The sequence below is a fragment of the Flexibacter flexilis DSM 6793 genome (genome assembly GCF_900112255.1).
GTDB lineage: Bacteria > Bacteroidota > Bacteroidia > Cytophagales > Flexibacteraceae > Flexibacter > Flexibacter flexilis.
Genome location: NZ_FOLE01000010.1, coordinates 12661 through 30328 on the forward strand (window position 1 = coordinate 12661; position 17668 = coordinate 30328).

At 41.5% G+C, this 17668-nt stretch carries 19 protein-coding genes; 10 read left to right on the forward strand and 9 right to left on the reverse strand.

All coding sequences use genetic code 11. The features are described from left to right. The first annotated feature begins 20 nt into the window (after positions 1 to 20). The 7 genes from murD (at position 21) to ftsZ (ending at position 9086) form a co-directional block, all read left to right on the forward strand. Positions 21 to 1382, forward strand: a complete 1362-nt coding sequence (murD, locus tag BM090_RS14570) for a UDP-N-acetylmuramoyl-L-alanine--D-glutamate ligase (protein WP_091514886.1) — start codon at positions 21 to 23, stop codon at positions 1380 to 1382. A gap of 58 nt (positions 1383 to 1440) precedes the next feature. Continuing rightward, entirely contained in the window at positions 1441 to 2631 is a 1191-nt protein-coding gene (locus tag BM090_RS14575) for an FtsW/RodA/SpoVE family cell cycle protein (RefSeq protein ID WP_091514890.1), read from the forward strand. A 6-nt stretch (positions 2632 to 2637) separates the two neighbouring features. Continuing rightward, the gene (gene murG, locus BM090_RS14580) at positions 2638 to 3723 is read left to right on the forward strand and encodes an undecaprenyldiphospho-muramoylpentapeptide beta-N-acetylglucosaminyltransferase (protein ID WP_091514893.1); all 1086 of its coding nucleotides are present in this window, start codon (positions 2638 to 2640) and stop codon (positions 3721 to 3723) included. 40 nt (positions 3724 to 3763) lie between these two features. Beyond that, positions 3764 to 5167 carry a UDP-N-acetylmuramate--L-alanine ligase gene (murC, locus tag BM090_RS14585; protein WP_091514896.1) on the forward strand — a complete coding sequence of 468 codons (1404 nt, stop codon included), beginning with the start codon at positions 3764 to 3766 and terminating at the stop codon, positions 5165 to 5167. A 203-nt stretch (positions 5168 to 5370) separates the two neighbouring features. Further along, positions 5371 to 6033 carry a cell division protein FtsQ/DivIB gene (locus BM090_RS14590; RefSeq protein ID WP_177199954.1) on the forward strand — a complete coding sequence of 221 codons (663 nt, stop codon included), beginning with the start codon at positions 5371 to 5373 and terminating at the stop codon, positions 6031 to 6033. A gap of 27 nt (positions 6034 to 6060) precedes the next feature. Then, a complete protein-coding gene (gene ftsA, locus BM090_RS14595) occupies positions 6061 to 7407 on the forward strand; it encodes a cell division protein FtsA (RefSeq protein ID WP_091514903.1) in 1347 nt (448 codons plus the stop codon). Positions 7408 to 7472: 65 nt separating this feature from the next. Further along, positions 7473 to 9086, forward strand: a complete 1614-nt coding sequence (ftsZ, locus tag BM090_RS14600; protein WP_091514907.1) for a cell division protein FtsZ — start codon at positions 7473 to 7475, stop codon at positions 9084 to 9086. Between the two features lie 69 nt (positions 9087 to 9155). Here the strand turns inward: ftsZ and BM090_RS14605 are convergent, their stop codons facing one another. Both BM090_RS14605 and BM090_RS14610 read right to left on the reverse strand, forming a co-directional pair. After that, positions 9156 to 9746 (reverse strand): OmpA family protein, encoded by a 591-nt coding sequence (locus BM090_RS14605; RefSeq protein WP_177199955.1) that lies wholly within the window; start codon positions 9744 to 9746, stop codon positions 9156 to 9158. Between the two features lie 411 nt (positions 9747 to 10157). Further along, complete coding sequence (locus BM090_RS14610; RefSeq protein ID WP_091514916.1) at positions 10158 to 11849, reverse strand: ABC transporter substrate-binding protein; 1692 nt, start codon at positions 11847 to 11849, stop codon at positions 10158 to 10160. A gap of 307 nt (positions 11850 to 12156) precedes the next feature. On the opposite strand from BM090_RS14610, the gene BM090_RS14615 reads away from it, so the two are divergent. The 3 genes from BM090_RS14615 (at position 12157) to BM090_RS14620 (ending at position 14058) form a co-directional block, all read left to right on the forward strand. Next, positions 12157 to 13305, forward strand: coding sequence for a tyrosine-type recombinase/integrase (locus tag BM090_RS14615; protein ID WP_091514920.1), 1149 nt, complete (start codon positions 12157 to 12159; stop codon positions 13303 to 13305). 181 nt (positions 13306 to 13486) lie between these two features. Further along, positions 13487 to 13648 carry a hypothetical protein gene (locus BM090_RS18460; protein WP_177199956.1) on the forward strand — a complete coding sequence of 54 codons (162 nt, stop codon included), beginning with the start codon at positions 13487 to 13489 and terminating at the stop codon, positions 13646 to 13648. Further along, a complete protein-coding gene (locus BM090_RS14620) occupies positions 13645 to 14058 on the forward strand; it encodes a type II toxin-antitoxin system VapC family toxin (protein WP_091514923.1) in 414 nt (137 codons plus the stop codon). The genes BM090_RS18460 and BM090_RS14620 overlap by 4 nt, the downstream gene beginning before the upstream one ends. 76 nt (positions 14059 to 14134) lie before the next feature. Here BM090_RS14620 and BM090_RS14625 read toward each other — a convergent pair whose 3' ends face one another. The 7 genes from BM090_RS14625 to BM090_RS14655 form a co-directional block, all read right to left on the reverse strand. Next, positions 14135 to 14407, reverse strand: a complete 273-nt coding sequence (locus BM090_RS14625; protein WP_091514927.1) for a hypothetical protein — start codon at positions 14405 to 14407, stop codon at positions 14135 to 14137. Positions 14408 to 14418: 11 nt separating this feature from the next. Then, positions 14419 to 15009, reverse strand: coding sequence for a hypothetical protein (locus BM090_RS14630; protein WP_091514930.1), 591 nt, complete (start codon positions 15007 to 15009; stop codon positions 14419 to 14421). Between the two features lie 89 nt (positions 15010 to 15098). After that, positions 15099 to 15305 (reverse strand): hypothetical protein, encoded by a 207-nt coding sequence (locus tag BM090_RS14635; protein WP_091514934.1) that lies wholly within the window; start codon positions 15303 to 15305, stop codon positions 15099 to 15101. Continuing rightward, positions 15302 to 15856, reverse strand: coding sequence for a hypothetical protein (locus BM090_RS14640; RefSeq protein WP_091514937.1), 555 nt, complete (start codon positions 15854 to 15856; stop codon positions 15302 to 15304). Before BM090_RS14640 ends, BM090_RS14635 begins: the two co-directional genes overlap by 4 nt. After that, positions 15856 to 16905, reverse strand: a complete 1050-nt coding sequence (locus BM090_RS14645; protein WP_091514940.1) for an LPD1 domain-containing protein — start codon at positions 16903 to 16905, stop codon at positions 15856 to 15858. The genes BM090_RS14640 and BM090_RS14645 overlap by 1 nt, the downstream gene beginning before the upstream one ends. Next, positions 16886 to 17281, reverse strand: a complete 396-nt coding sequence (locus BM090_RS14650; RefSeq protein WP_091514944.1) for a hypothetical protein — start codon at positions 17279 to 17281, stop codon at positions 16886 to 16888. Before BM090_RS14650 ends, BM090_RS14645 begins: the two co-directional genes overlap by 20 nt. A 45-nt stretch (positions 17282 to 17326) precedes the next feature. Beyond that, complete coding sequence (locus BM090_RS14655; protein WP_091514947.1) at positions 17327 to 17668, reverse strand: hypothetical protein; 342 nt, start codon at positions 17666 to 17668, stop codon at positions 17327 to 17329.

Consider the following 17668-nt stretch of genomic DNA (forward strand, 5'->3'; position numbering starts at 1 on the left):
AACTAAAATAAAAGAAGAAAATGAGTAAAATTGTTGTATTAGGAGCAGCAGAAAGCGGCGTTGGAGCGGCACTTTTGGCCAAAGCCAAAGGTTTTGAAGTATTCGTATCCGATGCGGCGCACATTAGCGACCGCTACAAACAAGATTTGATAGATGCGCGTATTGCTTTCGAGGAAGGCGGCCACGATTTTGACGCGATTTTGTCGGCAGACGAAGTGGTGAAAAGTCCAGGTATTCCCGAAAAAGCTCCGATTATCAAGGCTTTACACGAAAAAAATATACCTGTCATTTCCGAATTGGAGTTTGGCGCACGCTTTACCAAAGCCAAATTTGTAGCCATTACGGGCAGCAATGGCAAAACGACAACCACTTTGCTCACGTATCATTTGTTGCGCATGGCTGGCCTGAATGTGGGCTTGGCTGGCAACGTGGGGCAGAGCTTGGCGCGTCAAGTAATCGAAGACAAATTTGAGTATTATGTGCTGGAAGTGAGCAGTTTCCAACTCGACGGCATGTATCAATTTAAGGCTGATATTGCGATTTTGACCAACATCACGCCCGACCACCTCGACCGCTACGAATACAAATTCCAAAATTATATCAATTCGAAGTTCAGGGTGTTGCAAAACATGGACAAGAGCGGCTACTTTATCACGTATCAGCAAGACGAAGTAGTACAAAATGAATTGGCTAACAGGACTTTACAAACGAATTTGTTGCCGATTTCGCTTGCCGAAAAGGTAGAAACAGGCGCATATTCCGACCACGACCAATTACATTTTATGTTGCCAAACGGTCAGCGTTTTTATGTGGCGCATACAAGCCTGACTATCAACGGAAAACACAATTATCTGAACGCGATGGGCGCGACTTTGGTGGCGGCTTTGTGGGGCGTTTCTCCCGAAAAAATAGAAGAAGGACTTAAAACTTTTCAAAATGCGCCGCACCGCTTGGAAGAAGTGGCCACTATTAACGGTGTGCGTTTTGTGAATGACTCTAAGGCCACGAACGTGGATTCGGTGAAATATGCCTTGGATAGTTTCAAACAACCTGTGGTGCTTATCGCGGGCGGTGTGGACAAAGGCAACGATTATTCTTTGATAGAAAATTTGGTCTTGGAAAAAGTGAAAGCGTTGGTGTGTATGGGCAAAGACAATGAGCCATTGCACAAGGCTTTTGACGGAAAAGTAACCAAAATCGTGGACACGTACAGCATCGCTGATGCCGTGCGGGAAGCAGCACATTTGGCCGAAAATGGCGATGTGGTTTTGCTTTCGCCTGCGTGTGCCAGCTTCGATTTGTTCCGCAACTACGAAGACAGAGGCGACCAATTTAAGTTGCAAGTCAAGCATTTAGACGACGAGTCGTTGCATTCGCTGTAAACAATGCGGCTTATTGGTGAGCCTGATTTTAATAAAAAGTATCTGAAAATTTACGACAATGTTTGTTGAGTATAAAAAAGTAAAAGCATGGACAGACCGACACGCGAAAGGCGACCCAATGATTTGGATGGTCGTGATATTGCTTTCGTTGTTGGGGATTTTGGTCGTATATAGTGCTATCAGTTCCTTGGCCTACAAGCGCATGATAAAAGGCAACGGAGGCGATAGCAGCACGGAGTATTATCTCGTAAAGCACTCATTATTAGTGACTGGCGGGCTTGTGCTGATGTGGTTTGCACACAAAATAGACTATCGTTATTATGCCAAACTTGCGCGTTTGGCTCTTATTGTTTCTGTGCCTTTGCTGATTTATACCTATTTTTTTGGTTCGAGTGCCAACAATGCGAGCCGTTGGATAGTTATCCCTGTCATTAATCAAGGATTCCAGCCTTCGGATTTGGCCAAATTGGCTTTGATTTCGAGTGTGGCGGGAATGCTTGCCAAACGCCAACATAACATTGACGACCTCAAAGACGGCGTAATTCCTGTACTGGGTTGGTGTGGTGTGATTTGTGGCTGCATTGCCCTGACCAACTTTTCGACGGCCATCATGTTGTTTATGACGTGTATGTTGTTGCTGTTCATTGGTCGCGTGCCAATGCGCTATTTGGCGGGTTTGGTGATTATCGGCATGTTGGTCGGGACGGTGGCATTTTTTGTGGGGCAACGTGGTCGCACGTTGGTGGCACGTATCGAACGCTATCTTGACCCAAGCGAAGTAGAGCCGCAAGCCGAACAAGGATTTATTGCCATTGCCAACGGCGGAACTTTTGGACTCGGGCCGGGCAATAGTATGCAGAAAGATTTTTTGCCCGAAGCTTTTTCGGATATGATTTACGCGGTCATTATCGAAGAATATGGTATGGTGGGCGGTGTTTTTGTTTTGGGGCTGTATCTGCTTTTGCTCTATCGGGGCATGGTGGCCGCCCAAAACAGCAAAAATGCGTTTGGGGGGCTGCTGTCGGCGGGCTTGAGTTTTAGTTTGGCTATTCAGGCCATGGTCAATATGGCCGTAGCCGTGGGGCTTTTCCCGATTACGGGACAGACTTTGCCGCTGTTGAGTATGGGCGGAACCTCGTTGCTCTTCACGGGACTTTCTTTTGGTATCATTTTAAGTGTAAGCAGGGGAGAAATTGACGAGAGTATTAATTTACCCGAAAAACCTCGCTTTGCTAATCAGAAAAAATAAAACAAAATGCGTGTAATTATTAGCGGCGGAGGCACAGGCGGACATATTTATCCCGCTATCGCTATCGCCAATGCTTTAAAGGCCAAAAATCCTGCTACCGAAATTCTTTTCGTGGGAGCGCAAGGCCGTATGGAAATGCAAAAAGTACCTGCCGCAGGTTACGAAATTATTGGGCTGGATATTGCGGGTTTTCAACGCGAACTCACGCTCAAAAACTTGTCTTTCCCGATAAAAGTCGTAAAGAGTTTGTGGGCGGCTCGCCAAATCGTGAAAGATTTTCGGCCAGATGTAGCCGTTGGCGTGGGCGGTTATGCCAGTGGGCCTTTGTTGTGGGCGGCTTCGGGTTTGGGTGTGCCTACGCTCATTCAGGAGCAAAACTCGTATGCAGGTGTTACTAACAAGTTACTTTCCTCGAAGGCTGCCAAAATTTGTGTGGCTTATGAGGGCATGGATAAATTTTTTCCGAAAAATAAAATCATGTTTACAGGCAATCCTGTGCGCAGCGACATTGTGAGCGTAACGGATAAAAATCCTGAAGCGTTGTCGTTTTTTGGATTAAATGCGTCTGCTCCAGTGCTTTTGGTGATTGGCGGTAGCTTGGGCGCACGCACGCTCAACGAAAGCATGGAACAAGGTTTGGCAAAATTACAAGCGGCGGGCTGTCAGGTGATTTGGCAAACAGGAAAGCATTTTTCCGAACGAGCAAAAGCTGCTGCGCAGGCCTACGAGTCGGTGAAAGTGTTTGATTTTATTAATAGAATGGACTTGGCGTATTCGGCGGCAGACGTAGTGGTTTCGCGTGCGGGTGCGTTGTCGGTGTCGGAGTTGTGCTTGGTGCGCAAACCCGCGATTTTGGTGCCTTCGCCTAACGTGGCAGAAGACCACCAGACCAAAAATGCGATGGCTTTGGTGTCCAGAAAGGCGGCTTTGATGGTAACTGATGCGGCGGCTCGTCAGGAGTTGGTGGGGAAGGTCTTGGATTTGTTACAAAACACTGCTTTGCAACAAGAATTAAAACAAAACATTGCTACACTTGGCCGACCAGATGCTGCAAGCCAAATTGCAGACGAAGTTATTAACATTTCCAAATAACAAATTTTTAGTTTATATTTTTTATAAATAACAGAACAAAATGTTGTCAGTAGAACTTAAAAACCTTCAGAATATATATTTTATCGGAATTGGGGGGATCGGCATGAGTGCTTTGGCACGCTGGTTTCAGCGTAATGGCTTTTTGGTTTCGGGTTACGACAAAACGCCAACGCCACTGACCGACCAGTTACAAAGCGAAGGAATTAAAGTGCATTTTGAAGACAATATTAAATTGATAGACCAAGCCATTTTGGGCAATCCGTTGCAAACTTTGGTGGTTTATACGCCAGCGATTCCCCCGACGCATACGGAACTGACTTATTTCAAGACCAATGCTTTTACGCTAATGAAGCGTTCGCAAGTGTTGGGCTTGATTACGAAAGGTAATTTTACGGTGGGCGTGGCTGGAACGCACGGCAAAACGACTACGTCGTCGATGGTGGCGCATATTTTGCAGTACGCCGAGCGTGGTTGTACAGCGTTTTTGGGTGGAATTACGCAGAACTACGGCACAAATTTATTATTGAGCGAAAAACCTGCCGAAGATTCGGTGGTAGTGGTGGAAGCCGATGAGTTTGACCGTTCGTTCTTGACGCTTTTCCCGACGATAGCCATTGTTACTTCTGCCGACCCAGACCATTTGGATATTTACGGCGACAAGCAGGCTTTGCAAAAATCGTTTGCCGATTATATTGGCCAAATCAAAAAGAATGGTTCTTTGATTATCAAAAAAGGACTTGAGTTGTCGTATCGCGTGCAAGATGGTGTGAAAATCAGTCATTTTGGACAGGAAGAAGGCGCAGAATATCGTGCTGTAAATTTGCGTGTGGAAAAACACAGATCAGTATTTGACCTTGTTGCGCCTGAAGGTGTACAGATAGATGGGATTCGTTTGCAAATGCCAGGGTTTCATAACATAGATAATGCGACGGCTGCGGCGGCTTCAGCTTTGCAGATGGGTGTGCCTGCGGAAGTGATAAAGGCGGCTTTGGAGTGTTATAAAGGGGTGAAACGCCGCTTTGAGTATGTGGTGGAAAATGATAAAGTAGTTTATATTGATGATTATGCACACCACCCGACAGAGATTGAAGCATTTATTCGGTCTGTAAAAACATTATATCAGGGTAAAAAACTTACAGTGATATTTCAGCCGCATTTATACACACGGACGCGCGATTTTGCGGAAGGTTTTGCACAGACATTGAGCATGGCCGACGAGCTTATCTTGTTGGATATTTATCCCGCGCGTGAATTACCGATAGAAGGGGTTAATTCTGATATGATTTTTGCTCAAATAAATTGTCCTAAAAAGGTGAGATGTACTCTTTCTGAAGTTTTAGGACTTTTGAAAGATTGGCCAATAGAAGTATTGGCAACTGTTGGGGCAGGGGACATAGATACTTTGGTAAAACCAATTGGAGACTTATTCACAAAGGAATGTTAGAGTTATCCACGAAAGGAAATTTTCCTTGTGCAAAAATAAAATTCCCCTTTATTGAAAATCATTGATAAAATTACACCATTTTTGTAAAAGAAATGAACATAGGATTTGCTCAATCTAAAGTTAAACCAAGTGTTAAGGCCTTCTTTCTTCTAGTTGTTTTTTTTGTGTTGGTTGGTTTTGCAGGGAAACGCCAAACAAGCCGAGTGTGCAGGAATATAGAAGTAAGGATTGCTAATCAGTTGGAAAATCATTTTGTTGGAGAAAACGATGTTTTGGCCTTATTGTCGGCAGGACAAAATGATATGCTAACAGGTAAACGCTATAGTGAGATAAATCTGAAACGTTTAGAAAAAGAGGTAAAAAAGAATAAATTTGTAAACAGTGTACAAATCTCACACGACTATGCAGGGAACATGCTGGTGGAAGTCTCTCAGGCAAAGCCAGTAGCAAGGGTGTTGCGCAGTAAAGGCCGCGATTCGTATTTGGGTAGTATGGGCGAAATATTGCCTGTATCTCCTCGTTATACGGCGCGTGTTTTGTTGTTGGAAGGAGCGGGGGCACGCCGACTCACTACTGTTAGTCTCAAAGAGGATGAGCAAGGAGGGAAGATTTTTGATTTGGTTAATTTTATTAACGACGACCCTTTTTGGCAAAAAATGATAGTGCATCTGTACATAGATGAGTATGGCGACATTGTGATGTATCCGCAAATGGGCAAACAAATCATTGATTTTGGAAAACCCGATGATATAGAATTGAAATTTAGTAAACTGAGTACATTTTATAAGCAAATCGTTCCTGCCAAAGGTTGGAATTATTATAGCAAAGTGATACTTAAGTATAACAACCAAATTATTTGTGAATAACTCTTATAACAAACAACCAGCCATGCTATGCAAAACGATAAAATTGTAGTCGGCCTTGATATTGGCACAACCAAAGTATGCGCGATCGTCGGCAAACTTAATACAAATGGCCAACTGGAAATTTTAGGTGTCGGCAAATCCGAATCTAAAGGAGTTGTAAATGGCAACGTTTTTAACATTGATAGAACCACTGATGCTATTATTGCAGCAGTGAAGGAGGCTGAGCAACAGTCTAATATCAATATTAAGGTGGTTAATGTGGGGATTGCGGGGCAACACGTCCGTAGTTTGCAACAACATGGTGTATATGTGCGTCCGCACAACGACGATGTTATTTCGGTTACTGATATAGAGAACCTGAACAGCAATATGTATCGGACTCTTGTACCTGCTGGCCGTAAAATTATTCACGTAATACCGCAAGATTATTTGGTGGACTCTTTTATGCGCGTTCCTGACCCTGTGGGCTCGAACGGAAGTAAAATAGAAGCTGATTTTCAGGTAGTAATGGCAGAAGTAGGGGCAATCAAAAACATAGAGTTGAGTGTAAAACGCGCTGGACTTATAATTGATGATAATGGTTTGATGTTAGAACCTATCGCCTCTTCAATGTCGGCACTGACAGAAGAAGAAAAAGAAACGGGTGTTGTTTTGGTGGACATCGGTGGAGGAACAACAGACGTTGCTGTTTTTTATAAAGATATTTTACGCCATGTGGCTGTTATTCCATTTGGTGGCAATGTGATTACTGCTGATATTAAGACGGGTTGCATGGTGCTTGAATCGCAAGCCGAATTGCTCAAAACCCGTTTTGGCCATGCGTTGGAAGTAGAAGTGCATGAAAATAGCATTATTTCTATTCCTGGTTCTCAAAACCGCCAACCGAAGGAGGTATCAATGCGTAATTTAGCAAGCATTATTGAAGCACGTGTTGTGGAAATTATAGAATTAGTTCATCGCGAAATAATTTATTCGGGTTATGAGCGTTCGTTAATTGGCGGTATTGTTATTACAGGCGGTGGGGCGCAACTCAAAAATATGGTACAGTTGGTGGAACTGGTAACAGGTTTGCCGACGCGTATCGGAGAACCAACCCATCAGATTTGGTTTAAAGATGTGCACAAGATTAAAGACCCCATGTATGCTACGGCTGTTGGGCTTACTTTGGCAGGTTTTCAATCCTTTGATTCGCGTGTGAACAACTATCAGGCTCGTTATGGCCAAGAAGTAAAAAATCAGAATGTACCAGCACCTGCCGATGAAACTGCCTCCAAATCAGAAAAAAAACCTTCATTCTGGGATAAATTAAAAGAAAAATCGCTTAAAATTATCCTAGATGACGATATTAATAAAACAGATAATACTGATTATTAATAAAAACGCTACACTATTATATCTGCCTCTCTAATTATTCAATCAAAAAAAATCAGATTGCGATTATGAAAGAAAAAGTACACAGCTTCGAATTACCCGACCGCCATAAATCAATTATTAAAGTTGTTGGCGTTGGTGGAGGTGGCAGCAATGCAGTTAATTTTATGTATGGACAAGGCATCAAAGACGTAGAGTTTGTTGTCTGTAATACAGATTCTCAGGCCTTGGAGAAAAGCCCAGTGCCTACACGTTTGCAAATTGGTAAAGCACTTACCGAAGGACTTGGTGCGGGAGCGAATCCAACCAAAGGGCGCGACGCTGCCGTGGAAAGCGAAGACGATATTCGTGCAACTATTGCTATAGATAATACCAAAATGGTTTTCATCACGGCTGGAATGGGTGGCGGTACAGGTACTGGTGCTGCACCTGTTATTGCTCGGGTGGCTAAAGAGCAGGGTTTGCTTACGGTTGGAATTGTAACCTCTCCGTTTGCTTTTGAAGGACCTCGCAAGCGTAAGCAAGCCGAAGTCGGAATTTCGGAAATGAAAGAATACTGTGATACGGTATTGGTCATTTTGAATGATAAAATTCGTGAAATGTTTGGCAATATGTCTATTAAAGAGGCTTATGCTCAGGCAGATATGGTATTGACGACGGCTGCACGCAGTATTGCCGAAGTGATTACGCGTCATGCCGAAGTAAACGTGGATTTTGAAGACGTGAAAACCGTTATGCAAAATTCGGGTACAGCTGTGTTGGGTTCGGCAGAAGTGTCGGGCGAAGATCGCGCTATTCGTGCGGCTCAACAGGCATTAGCTTCTCCTTTGCTGGATAACAGAGAAATTAGAGGAGCGCAAAAAATATTGCTTTCTATTATATCTGGCGATTCTCCATCGATGACGATGGACGAGTTTGCTGCTATTTCTGAATATATACAAGAGCAAGCAGGCGAAAACGCGGATATTATTTATGGTAACTCTATTGATCCTAGCCTTGGGGATAAGATCAGTGTTACTGTTATCGCGACAGGTTTTGAAGACGAGCATAGCAAAAAGGTAGAATTGGCAAAGGTGAAAGATTTGGATACGGGTCATATTGTGCTCCCAGTACATCGTACTCCGCCACCTACTCCGCCATCAGCAATGGAAGAAGGCAATAAAGTGCCTACGCCGTTGCCCGTAGCTCCTCTTGCTCAGGAGTTGCCAGTGTCAGAGCCTGTTCCTTTGGCTAATACCGTATTGCCGCCTGTGGTGGTAGAGGATAATTTGCCTAAAAATGAACCAGTTGCTCCCAAAAATGAGCCTGTGGTAAGACCAGAAACTCCAAGAGAAGTACTTCCCTTGGACGATAACATAAATATTCAGCCTGCCTCTCGTAACCCTTACGATCAGGGTCTTGTACAAAGTGAAAGAGAAAGAGAGTTGCAAAGACAACTTTTTGAACTGAAAGCTCAACAGAGAAGAAAAGAGGTACTTGGTAATGCGGGGCATGGTCAGGAAATGCCAAGAGCTTGGGACAATGAAATGAAACAGAGTTTGGATCAGCCTGCCTATATGCGCCAGGAACGTAAATTAAACAATGTTCCTAATTCAAATCAAAGTAATGTTTCGCGCTATACACTTGGTGAAAACAATGACTTGAGTAGCAATAACAAATACTTGAGTGATAACGTAGATTAGTTTAGTAAATTTTCTACATAAAAAAGCCTCTTTTACTTCATTGTAAAGGAGGCTTTTTTATGGTATTTGCTAGAATATTAAGAATTGTACGCGACGGTTTTTGTGGCGATTGACTTCGCTAGTGTTAGGAACAAGCGGCATACTTTCGCCGTAAGGCATAATGGAAACGTGATTGTCGTCGATGCCTACGTGTATGAGCATTGTTCGGATTTCGTTGATGCGTTTCATCGAAAGTCGGAGATTGGATTCTGCCGTTCCGACGTCATCAGTATGGCCTTCGATTAGAATATGGTAGCCTAATAAACCGTACTCCAAAGCTTCCTGAAATTGTAAACTAGCCCCTACATCTACATCTGCTTTGCCCGAATCAAAATGGACAGGAGCCAGTACTAATTTAGGTTTTGTTCCATTTGTTCTATAATTTTTTACTTTATCGGGCGTTAGCGTAGCATCTGGTGGGGGTAAATCTTTACGAATTTTGACAGGCGAGGGGCTTGGCTCTGTACTGATAATCATCGGAATCCCGTTTTCCATAATAGTTTTAGTACTGGCCACAGGCTGAGGAGGAGGAGGATTGGTGGCCAAACTTCTAGAGCCTCCAGGTGGGGTATAGCCTTTATTTTTCTTTTTTCTTTTCTGATTCGCACCATAAGCGGGCATCTTTTTGCAATGCTTTACGTTTTTTACGAATGGATGAAAGTGGTATATAAATGAAGAACCCCGAGTTTTCGCCCCATAGTCGTATAGCTGGCAGCCACTCATCAACAAGAGTAAGATTAATAATACATAATGCTTGTTTTTGGATGAGTAGTAATGGTCGTAGTTCATTGCAACAAATAAGATTAGGTAGATAAAGATAATAATTGTCGTTGGATATTATGCTTTTTGTGCAACAGCAGACCCAAAAATACCCTTTAGTTTTTATTAAATCAACTGTCATTCAGTGTTTTATGCCGATTCTGGATATTTTCGATTAAAACATGTGTAGTGTTTTTGATAAAAATTGACTTTTTTTAATAAAAAGCTCCGTCCTCAATAGAAGGCAGAGCTTTGCTCTTGTCATATGATAAATTATTCTGGTTGGTTCACGAGTTTAAGATTAAGGTCTTCAATTTTAAAAATAGGAACAAACTGATTATCAGTTCCGCCTCTATAATCGAATCCCGACAATAAAATTCCTTTCCTGTAAGATTCTGTGCGTAATTTGCTACGAAAGTCTTTGCCATAATCCGCAAATAATCCGCCAAAATACATCATCAAGTCATAACCCTGAAATGCACGTATAGAAGGCATGATTTTTATTTTTTCTATGTACTTTTTCTTGAAACGTTTAACTTCTTCGTTGTCATCGTCGATGTAAGTAGGATAGATAAAATGCGTATTTCGGCGTTGCCATTCCTCAAACGTAAAATCAGTGGATTGTAACCATGTATCATAGGTTATAATTGGAACTTTAAGGTGAAGTAGCCCCATTGCTCCCATTAACTGAATTTTAACCAAAGGTTCGTCGTTGGGTACAAAAATATGGCTTGTGGTACTGTCTATACCTGCCTGAAATAGGAACTTTACCAAATTAGCAGCGCTGTTTTTACCTACTTGTCGGTAAAGAGCTATGTTACGGCCTTCCGCTTCCATGAGTTTTTTGTATAAGTTGGCCATCATGGTATCTTTACTAGTTACCCCATAAATAATAGCTACTTTGTTGCCTTTCAGGTTTTTAGCAGAAAATTCCGCCACACGTTTGGTTTGTGTTTCGGCGGTAGCTTCGCTCATATAAGCCCATTGATTAGTAGAATCCCATTGGCGTTGGCTGGTAAGCGGATTGAGCAACATGATTTGTTTTTCTTGGGCAAAAGCGGCGATTTCGGCTGCTCCTTGCGGATAAATAGGACCCAATATCATGTCGGCTTTGCTCACCTCTGGCAAGGCCAAAAGGCTCTGGATTTTGCTTGCATTCTTTTCCGTATCGTAAGCCATCAGATTGATGTTAATGTTTCGGCTGCTAGCCAACTCATCTATGGCCATTTTTATCCCAATATAAAAATCCAAAATTGGCTGATTGCTTCGATTCGCTGCTTTGTAATTCGTATTTTGGTGAGCGAATGGCAATAATGCTGCAATATTAAATGTTTGATTATTAGTGTTTTCTTGCGCGACAGTGGTTTTAAATTCACTGAAATTGAAGCCGTGTTGTAGTTTGTCTAACAATAATTTGTCAGCATCGCGGCTTGAAGAAGAAAGCCGATTGGCCAGCATAAAGGCCAATGTCGCATCGGCGGCATATTTTTCTTGTAAAAAACGCAAGGTATCGGTCGGGGAGGGCGCGAGCAAACGCAATTTAGCATTGTTAAGGTCGGTTTTTAGCTCATCGGTATAAGCAAATTGCCAAAACTGCAAGGCTTTGCTCCATTGTTGGCGTTCGGCGGCAATTACACCCGCCAAATAATAGGCTTCGGTAATTTGTGGCCATTGCGGAAATTTCTGCAATAAATTTTCCACAGCTCCTTGCGCTTGCTTTAGTTCGTGTTGTTTGTAAAGCGTAAGAGAATACAAGTAGTTGGCTTGCGGAGCAAAGGTGTTGTTGGCCGAAATGGCAGTGAGTGGGCGCAGTGTTTCGAGTGTCTGGGCGTATGCTCCTTGCTCAAACAATGCCTGTGCTTGCTGCCAGCGTGTTTCTGGCGTAATTGAACTGGGGCTTTGTGCCAATAATACAACGGGGCTTGTAAGCCAACATATAAATAGCCAAAAGTATAGTTTATTCATTTCCTATCGGATAATAGATAAGTGAAAATAGTGTTATGCAAATGAGCCTGCAAAAATAGGCACAAATATCGTTGGTTTGCTGTATTTTTTTTAAGAAGGTTTTAAATAAATGGGGTATTTTTTAAATAAATTCAATAAATTACAGTATGTGTCTGATTGTCAGCAACAGAAAATAGTATTAGTAAAGTAAATGATTTGAATATCAGAATCTTATAATTTACTCACTAATTTTACTCACTAAAATAGTATTATTGTGTTTGTTCAATTATTTAAACAAACAATACTATGTTGATGATCTCTAAAAAAAATGACCATCTACACGTTTCATCGGTTGGAACAAAAAAACAAAAAAGGCGAAGCACCTATCTACGCGTACGTGATTCTGGACGGTGAAAAATCAGGTAATTTTGCCCTTGGGCTTGTCGCCAAACCCGAACTACTCGGCCAAATGCAATCACAAATCAATCTGGCCAAGCAAGCCATCACCGACATACACACATTTTTGTCTATGTCTCAAAAATCGGTTGCAGCCAACGACATTAAAGACGAATACATACGTCGCAAACGAGGCAACACAATCAAAATCGTAGAAGTAAACAAGCCTGCGGCCGCTTCGCAAACGCCGTCGGAGGACATTTGTTTTTTTGACGTGGCAAGAAGGATGGGAAAGCCGCATTTTTACATTCAATGGTTTGAAAAATACGCCAAGCAACACCCCGAGTTTTCTACTAAAATCTCGGAAATTAGGCCACTGATAGACAATTATTTGTCTGTATTTCAGCAAAAAAATACGGGCACGGCCAAAGTCTATTTTGGGCGAATCAAACAAGTAATTTTATTTGCAATCGACGAGGGATTAATCGTAAAAAATCCGTTACGCGGCATTGTGGTAAAGGCGAAAAAACGCGAAAAACTCACCTACCTAACACAAGAGGATTTGGAAAAAATCGAAAATTACGCCTTTGCCCCAAAAATCAAACCGTATGCAGAAATATTCTTGTTTGCTTGCCAAACTGGTTTGTCGCTCTCTGATTGTGCAACAATTACGCAGGCTAATGTTGTAGCCTATGGGGAACGCCTGTACATCGTGGCTCGTAGAAAAAAAAGCAGTAGCGTGATTCGCACGCATTTGTCAGCCAAAGCGCATGGGCTTTGGCAAAAATATCAATATAATTTCAGTCAGTATTTTGATGCTTTTGATGCAAAATTGTATAAAAAACAGCATAATCTTAGAATACAAGTTTTAATGAAAATAATTAGAGAAATTACAGGTGTAAAAAAAGTTACGTTTCACAAGGCACGCGCTACAAAAGCATTTGAGCTATTGAATCGGGGCGCAACCATAGACACGGTTTCGGCCACACTTGGCCACGCCAACACCGTAATTACACAGCAGTATTACGCTGAATTATCACTGCAAACGCTTGATAATGCACTGGATAAGTTGGATAATTAGCAAAAAAACCGCGAGAATTAGTACAGTTCTCGCGGTTTTTGTTTACCCTTGTAATCATACATTTTTTTTTGTGAAATTAGTTGCAAATTGCAGATAGACAGAAATCTAATGTATTTATTGGTAGGTTGTAATGATACAATAAAATGACTATATTTGTTTCAGTAATAACAGCAGATAAACGATGAAAACACAAGATAAAGGTGATAATTCCCAAAAACTCAAAAATAAAAAATTGAGTGTATTGGAGCTTGCGGAAAAACATATCCCAAAAGGTAGATATACGGGGTTAGGTGCTATGGTACTCAAGCCTTATGAAAGAGCTAAGACTGGAAAACGCAAATGAAATATCTTATTGATACAAATATTTTTATTTATATTTTTGAAAAAAAATATGATAAATTAAGCAGTAAACAGCGTAGCATTCTTAATAATGCAAAAAATGAATTCTACTTATCCGAAGCAAGCTACTTTGAAATAGCCATAAAGCGACGTATGGGTAAACCTGACTTTTCTCATATATCTGTTGCTCTCTTAGAAAGTGATAGGAAAGTATTAGGTATCAAACTTTTAAAACCAAAAACAGAACATTATTTGAATGTTGTTAATGTGGAAAAAGTTTTGACGAGTAATGGGAAGCCGCACGCCGACCCATTCGATTTACTCATTATCTCACAGGCTATAGTAGAGCAGTTCCCTGTTTTATCAACTGACAATTATTTTCCTGATTACAAGCAAATTAAGGCTATTAGCTAACCCAAATAAAAACCCCCTCCAGCTTTTGCGTTTGGAGGGGGTTGTTTTACTACAATTCAATTGCGCTGGCTTGAAATTATTCCAGTGTACCATAAAATATGGCTGATAAACCATCTTCTAATAAAATTGCAATGCAAGGGAATTGTACAACTTCATGATACTTAAAATCATCACCAACATTTAATAACTCAGATATAAAATGAGCTTTTGTGCCTTTGGGATAAACCTTAAATTGTTTTATATCATTAGACGATATTTGCTTTGCCTCATTTTGTATTCTGTATTTATCCTCATTTTGATTCAATCCCACTTGCAATGGAATAGATACAGTATAAAATCTTTTCGCCATATCAGATATTTTTATTTGAATTTCACGGCATCGCCTGTATCCGAACCGCCAGCGTTGAACTTGATAACAAGCCCTTCGGCGTTTGGATATTCTTTTTTTGCCTTTTTGAGCAACTTATCGCGACACTTTGTGTATTGCGCACTTCCAAGCGAAAATGAAGTTTTTACTGTGCCTAAATAATCTGTTGCAGCCGTTGGCTCACAATCTACGAATGTATAAACACCTTGAAATTGAGTAACACGTGCTTTAGATTTTTCGGCGTTCGGTACCGATTCTTTGAATTTAATAATAATGGCTTTGTCAGTACCACCGTTTACCAATTGAAACATAAGGCCGTCGGCTGTATAGTTTACTTTGCGTGCCTCACGAATAATGTAGTCGCGCACCGCCTGGTACTGTGCGCCAGAATTTTTGATGTCGCGGTCGTTGTGGCCTGTGGTGGCAATCTCCCCAACGGCCTCATATTCGGCCAATGGTTGCGAATCTGTGAAGATGAAGAAACCATTGATTTTGTTTGCGACGGCTTCCGCTTTAGGATTTTGCGCGTGTACTTGCCCAATGAAACCAACAGCCAATAGAATGGCTAATAAGACTTTTTTCATAATAAAAGAGTAAATTTTAAAGTTAAAACTGCTCAAATATAAAACAATTTTTATGCCAAAATTAAATTTCCCAAAATTTTTGAATATGTCTATGTATAGCGTTTTTTACAATTACAATCTTGGCGGCCTTGCAAAGACCCTATATATTCATTGACAAAAAACCAGCCTTTACCATTGCACTTTGGGCATGGTTTTTCTGATTGGCGTTGAGCAGCCAAAAACGCATTAAGTGTTTCGGGCGTTTCTTTGTCCAGAGCCTCGTCAAGTTGTTTCGCAAGTTGTTTCAAATCTATCATAACAAAGCTAAAACAGTAATTACAATTGTGGTAGCGACAGCACCCACACCCAATCCACGCCAAAAGCCTTTGTTTTGTGCTTTGCGTTCGGCCTTTTCCCGTTCGCGGCTTTCTTGCGCAACCTGTTCGGCTGTTTTGTAAGTGATATTCACCGCACCCGTATCGTTCACGGCAATAGCCGCAACCATGCCCGTAGGAATATTCTCGTAGCTGTCGGCTAAGACTGTGCCACGCGGTGTAATGGTTTCGATGTCGGCACGGCCAGCGCGTAAGTCAATGCGTGTAGTTCTCACAATTTTCTTTTTTTCTGCACGCTTTCGCAAAGCAGTATCAGGCAAGGCTTGTACGAGCACTTTGTTTGGCTTTTCGATTTTGGCCGTATCAAATGGTACGGCCTTGATTTTGTCCACCAAAGCCGTATCGGTGCGCACAGGTTGCGGGCGTGTGCTTATGATTGCCTTTGTAGGATATTTATCTCTTTCCCAAACAAATACGCAAAAAAGCAACACACCACAAATTATAAATACAATATCTTGTTTGTTTAGCTTCATTACTTATTGATGGTTTTTTTCTTAAATTCAGCAAGAAACTTTTTGAAAAGCGGAGCAATTTTTTTCATTTCTGCCTCATTCAAATACACACTTGATGGATATGCGATCTTGCTTTTTACCAACAAAAAATTTTCAATTTCTTGTTTTTTCAACTCCCAAAAAACAAATACTTCAAAAGCACGCGCCCAAATTTCTGCTCGGCGCAAATAGTAGTCGCTTGTACTATTGTTCTTTTTCAAAAACACAAGCAATCGCTCATAATACTTAGAATGAACCTCATTAGGCTTTGACCAGATTATTTTTTCGAGAATGTCGTCGGCCAATGTTCGCATTTTACCGCTTACTTCAAGCCTATCTTTTCTCGTGCTAATTCCACCTGTGATGCTATACTCCTTTATGTTTTTTTCTAAAAACTTCCCCGCAAAAAAATCTAAAAAGTGCCCGTATTCGTGCGCTAACGAACCAATACCACCCGACTGAATCATTTTATCAAACTTTGAGCCGTCGGCATCTCTGTGATACCTTGCAAGATTGATTAGCTCATTGGTAGGCTCGTAGTGCGCGTTAGCCTTTGGAATACCCCGCGCACCAAACGTAACAGTCAGGTTATTGCCAATACCAATGTTGTTGTTGAATTTCAGCACTTTGTTCAAGTCCTCTAAGGCAATATGCAACGCGGCCAAATAGTTTTGACGGTCTTCGAGCGTTACCCAATTACCCCAACCAAACTGTTTAATGCCAAATGATTTTTGTAATGAATCGGGCGAAACGATTTCAAGTTTTCCAAGCTCTTTTTCATTTAGGCGCGGTTCACGCAGCTTGTGCCAATAATGAGCATAATCAGTGGCACGCCAGTGGGTGTCCGCGCGGCTGCCCGCCACGATGTCAGCACTTATCCGAGCAGCCGAAAAGCCGTCCATTGTATTTTTTTTCTTTAACAGTTCTTTTGCTTCCTTATAGCGATTTTTTGCAAAAAAATCAGGGTGGGCAATTTTGCCCTCACGTGTTTTTAACCGCGCGGAAGTTGGTCTAAATTTCAGTGTTTTCATCTTTCTTTTCCTCCAGATTACGTTTTCCGAACAAACCCGCGACGCCCGAAAATGCCAAAGCTGCCATGTACTGCTCAAATGTAATTTTGTTTTTTAGGAATATGTAGGTTGAAAATAAGGCAAATAGCACCCCAAATAACGTACTTCCTTTTTGCGAAAAAACATTTGATAACGCAATCCTGTACGGCTGTTTAAGATACCATTCAGCCAGCTTTCCATTGAGAATTAGCGGAACGAAAAACGAAATCAAACACGTTACAAGTGCAGTCAATGACGAGTCTATCAGATTGACATTAAGTAAGATGCTTCGTATAGATACGATTATGCCAAAAAGAGACGAAAGTCCAGATTCAAAATTATAGTTCTGATGATTCATAATAAAAAGTTTAGCCAGCACCAGTGTTAGTAGTGCTGGCACTGGTTACATTAAATTGTCAGGCTGCGCAACAGATGCTGTTGGAAGGCCCGTTGTCCAATCAAGCCAAGTGTTATACTGAGCTTCCGTAAGTGTGATTAGTTCGGATCTATCTTGCTCATCAAACATTGTTTTGTCTTCATTCCACAATACCGTCATATCAACATAATATATTTTTGGCGTGGTGTTATATTTTTCACACACTGGCGCATATCCGAACTGGTATGGACAACCTACACGATTAGCAAAAATCAATTCTTTTGCACAGGCATCGGCATAAGCAGCCGATTCACTCGTATAATTTACCGAATCAAATACGAATAATTTTTTATCTGAATTTGTAGTCAT

Bases quoted from the DNA above. Each gene is read 5' to 3' on its own strand.
- BM090_RS14605 (WP_177199955.1), bottom strand. From the start codon at position 9,746: ATGCCCGCTTATGGTGCGAATCAGAAAAGAAAAAAGAAAAATAAAGGC.
- BM090_RS14650 (WP_091514944.1), bottom strand. From the start codon at position 17,281: ATGAATCATCAGAACTATAATTTTGAATCTGGACTTTCGTCTCTTTTT.
- BM090_RS14645 (WP_091514940.1), bottom strand. From the start codon at position 16,905: ATGAAAACACTGAAATTTAGACCAACTTCCGCGCGGTTAAAAACACGT.
- ftsZ (WP_091514907.1), top strand. From the start codon at position 7,473: ATGAAAGAAAAAGTACACAGCTTCGAATTACCCGACCGCCATAAATCA.
- ftsA (WP_091514903.1), top strand. From the start codon at position 6,061: ATGCAAAACGATAAAATTGTAGTCGGCCTTGATATTGGCACAACCAAA.
- BM090_RS14620 (WP_091514923.1), top strand. From the start codon at position 13,645: ATGAAATATCTTATTGATACAAATATTTTTATTTATATTTTTGAAAAA.
- murC (WP_091514896.1), top strand. From the start codon at position 3,764: ATGTTGTCAGTAGAACTTAAAAACCTTCAGAATATATATTTTATCGGA.
- BM090_RS14575 (WP_091514890.1), top strand. From the start codon at position 1,441: ATGTTTGTTGAGTATAAAAAAGTAAAAGCATGGACAGACCGACACGCG.
- murG (WP_091514893.1), top strand. From the start codon at position 2,638: ATGCGTGTAATTATTAGCGGCGGAGGCACAGGCGGACATATTTATCCC.
- murD (WP_091514886.1), top strand. From the start codon at position 21: ATGAGTAAAATTGTTGTATTAGGAGCAGCAGAAAGCGGCGTTGGAGCG.
- BM090_RS14615 (WP_091514920.1), top strand. From the start codon at position 12,157: ATGACCATCTACACGTTTCATCGGTTGGAACAAAAAAACAAAAAAGGC.
- BM090_RS14630 (WP_091514930.1), bottom strand. From the start codon at position 15,009: ATGAAAAAAGTCTTATTAGCCATTCTATTGGCTGTTGGTTTCATTGGG.
- BM090_RS14640 (WP_091514937.1), bottom strand. From the start codon at position 15,856: ATGAAGCTAAACAAACAAGATATTGTATTTATAATTTGTGGTGTGTTG.
- BM090_RS14610 (WP_091514916.1), bottom strand. From the start codon at position 11,849: ATGAATAAACTATACTTTTGGCTATTTATATGTTGGCTTACAAGCCCC.
- BM090_RS14635 (WP_091514934.1), bottom strand. From the start codon at position 15,305: ATGATAGATTTGAAACAACTTGCGAAACAACTTGACGAGGCTCTGGAC.
- BM090_RS14655 (WP_091514947.1), bottom strand. From the start codon at position 17,668: ATGACTACAAATTCAGATAAAAAATTATTCGTATTTGATTCGGTAAAT.
- BM090_RS18460 (WP_177199956.1), top strand. From the start codon at position 13,487: ATGAAAACACAAGATAAAGGTGATAATTCCCAAAAACTCAAAAATAAA.
- BM090_RS14625 (WP_091514927.1), bottom strand. From the start codon at position 14,407: ATGGCGAAAAGATTTTATACTGTATCTATTCCATTGCAAGTGGGATTG.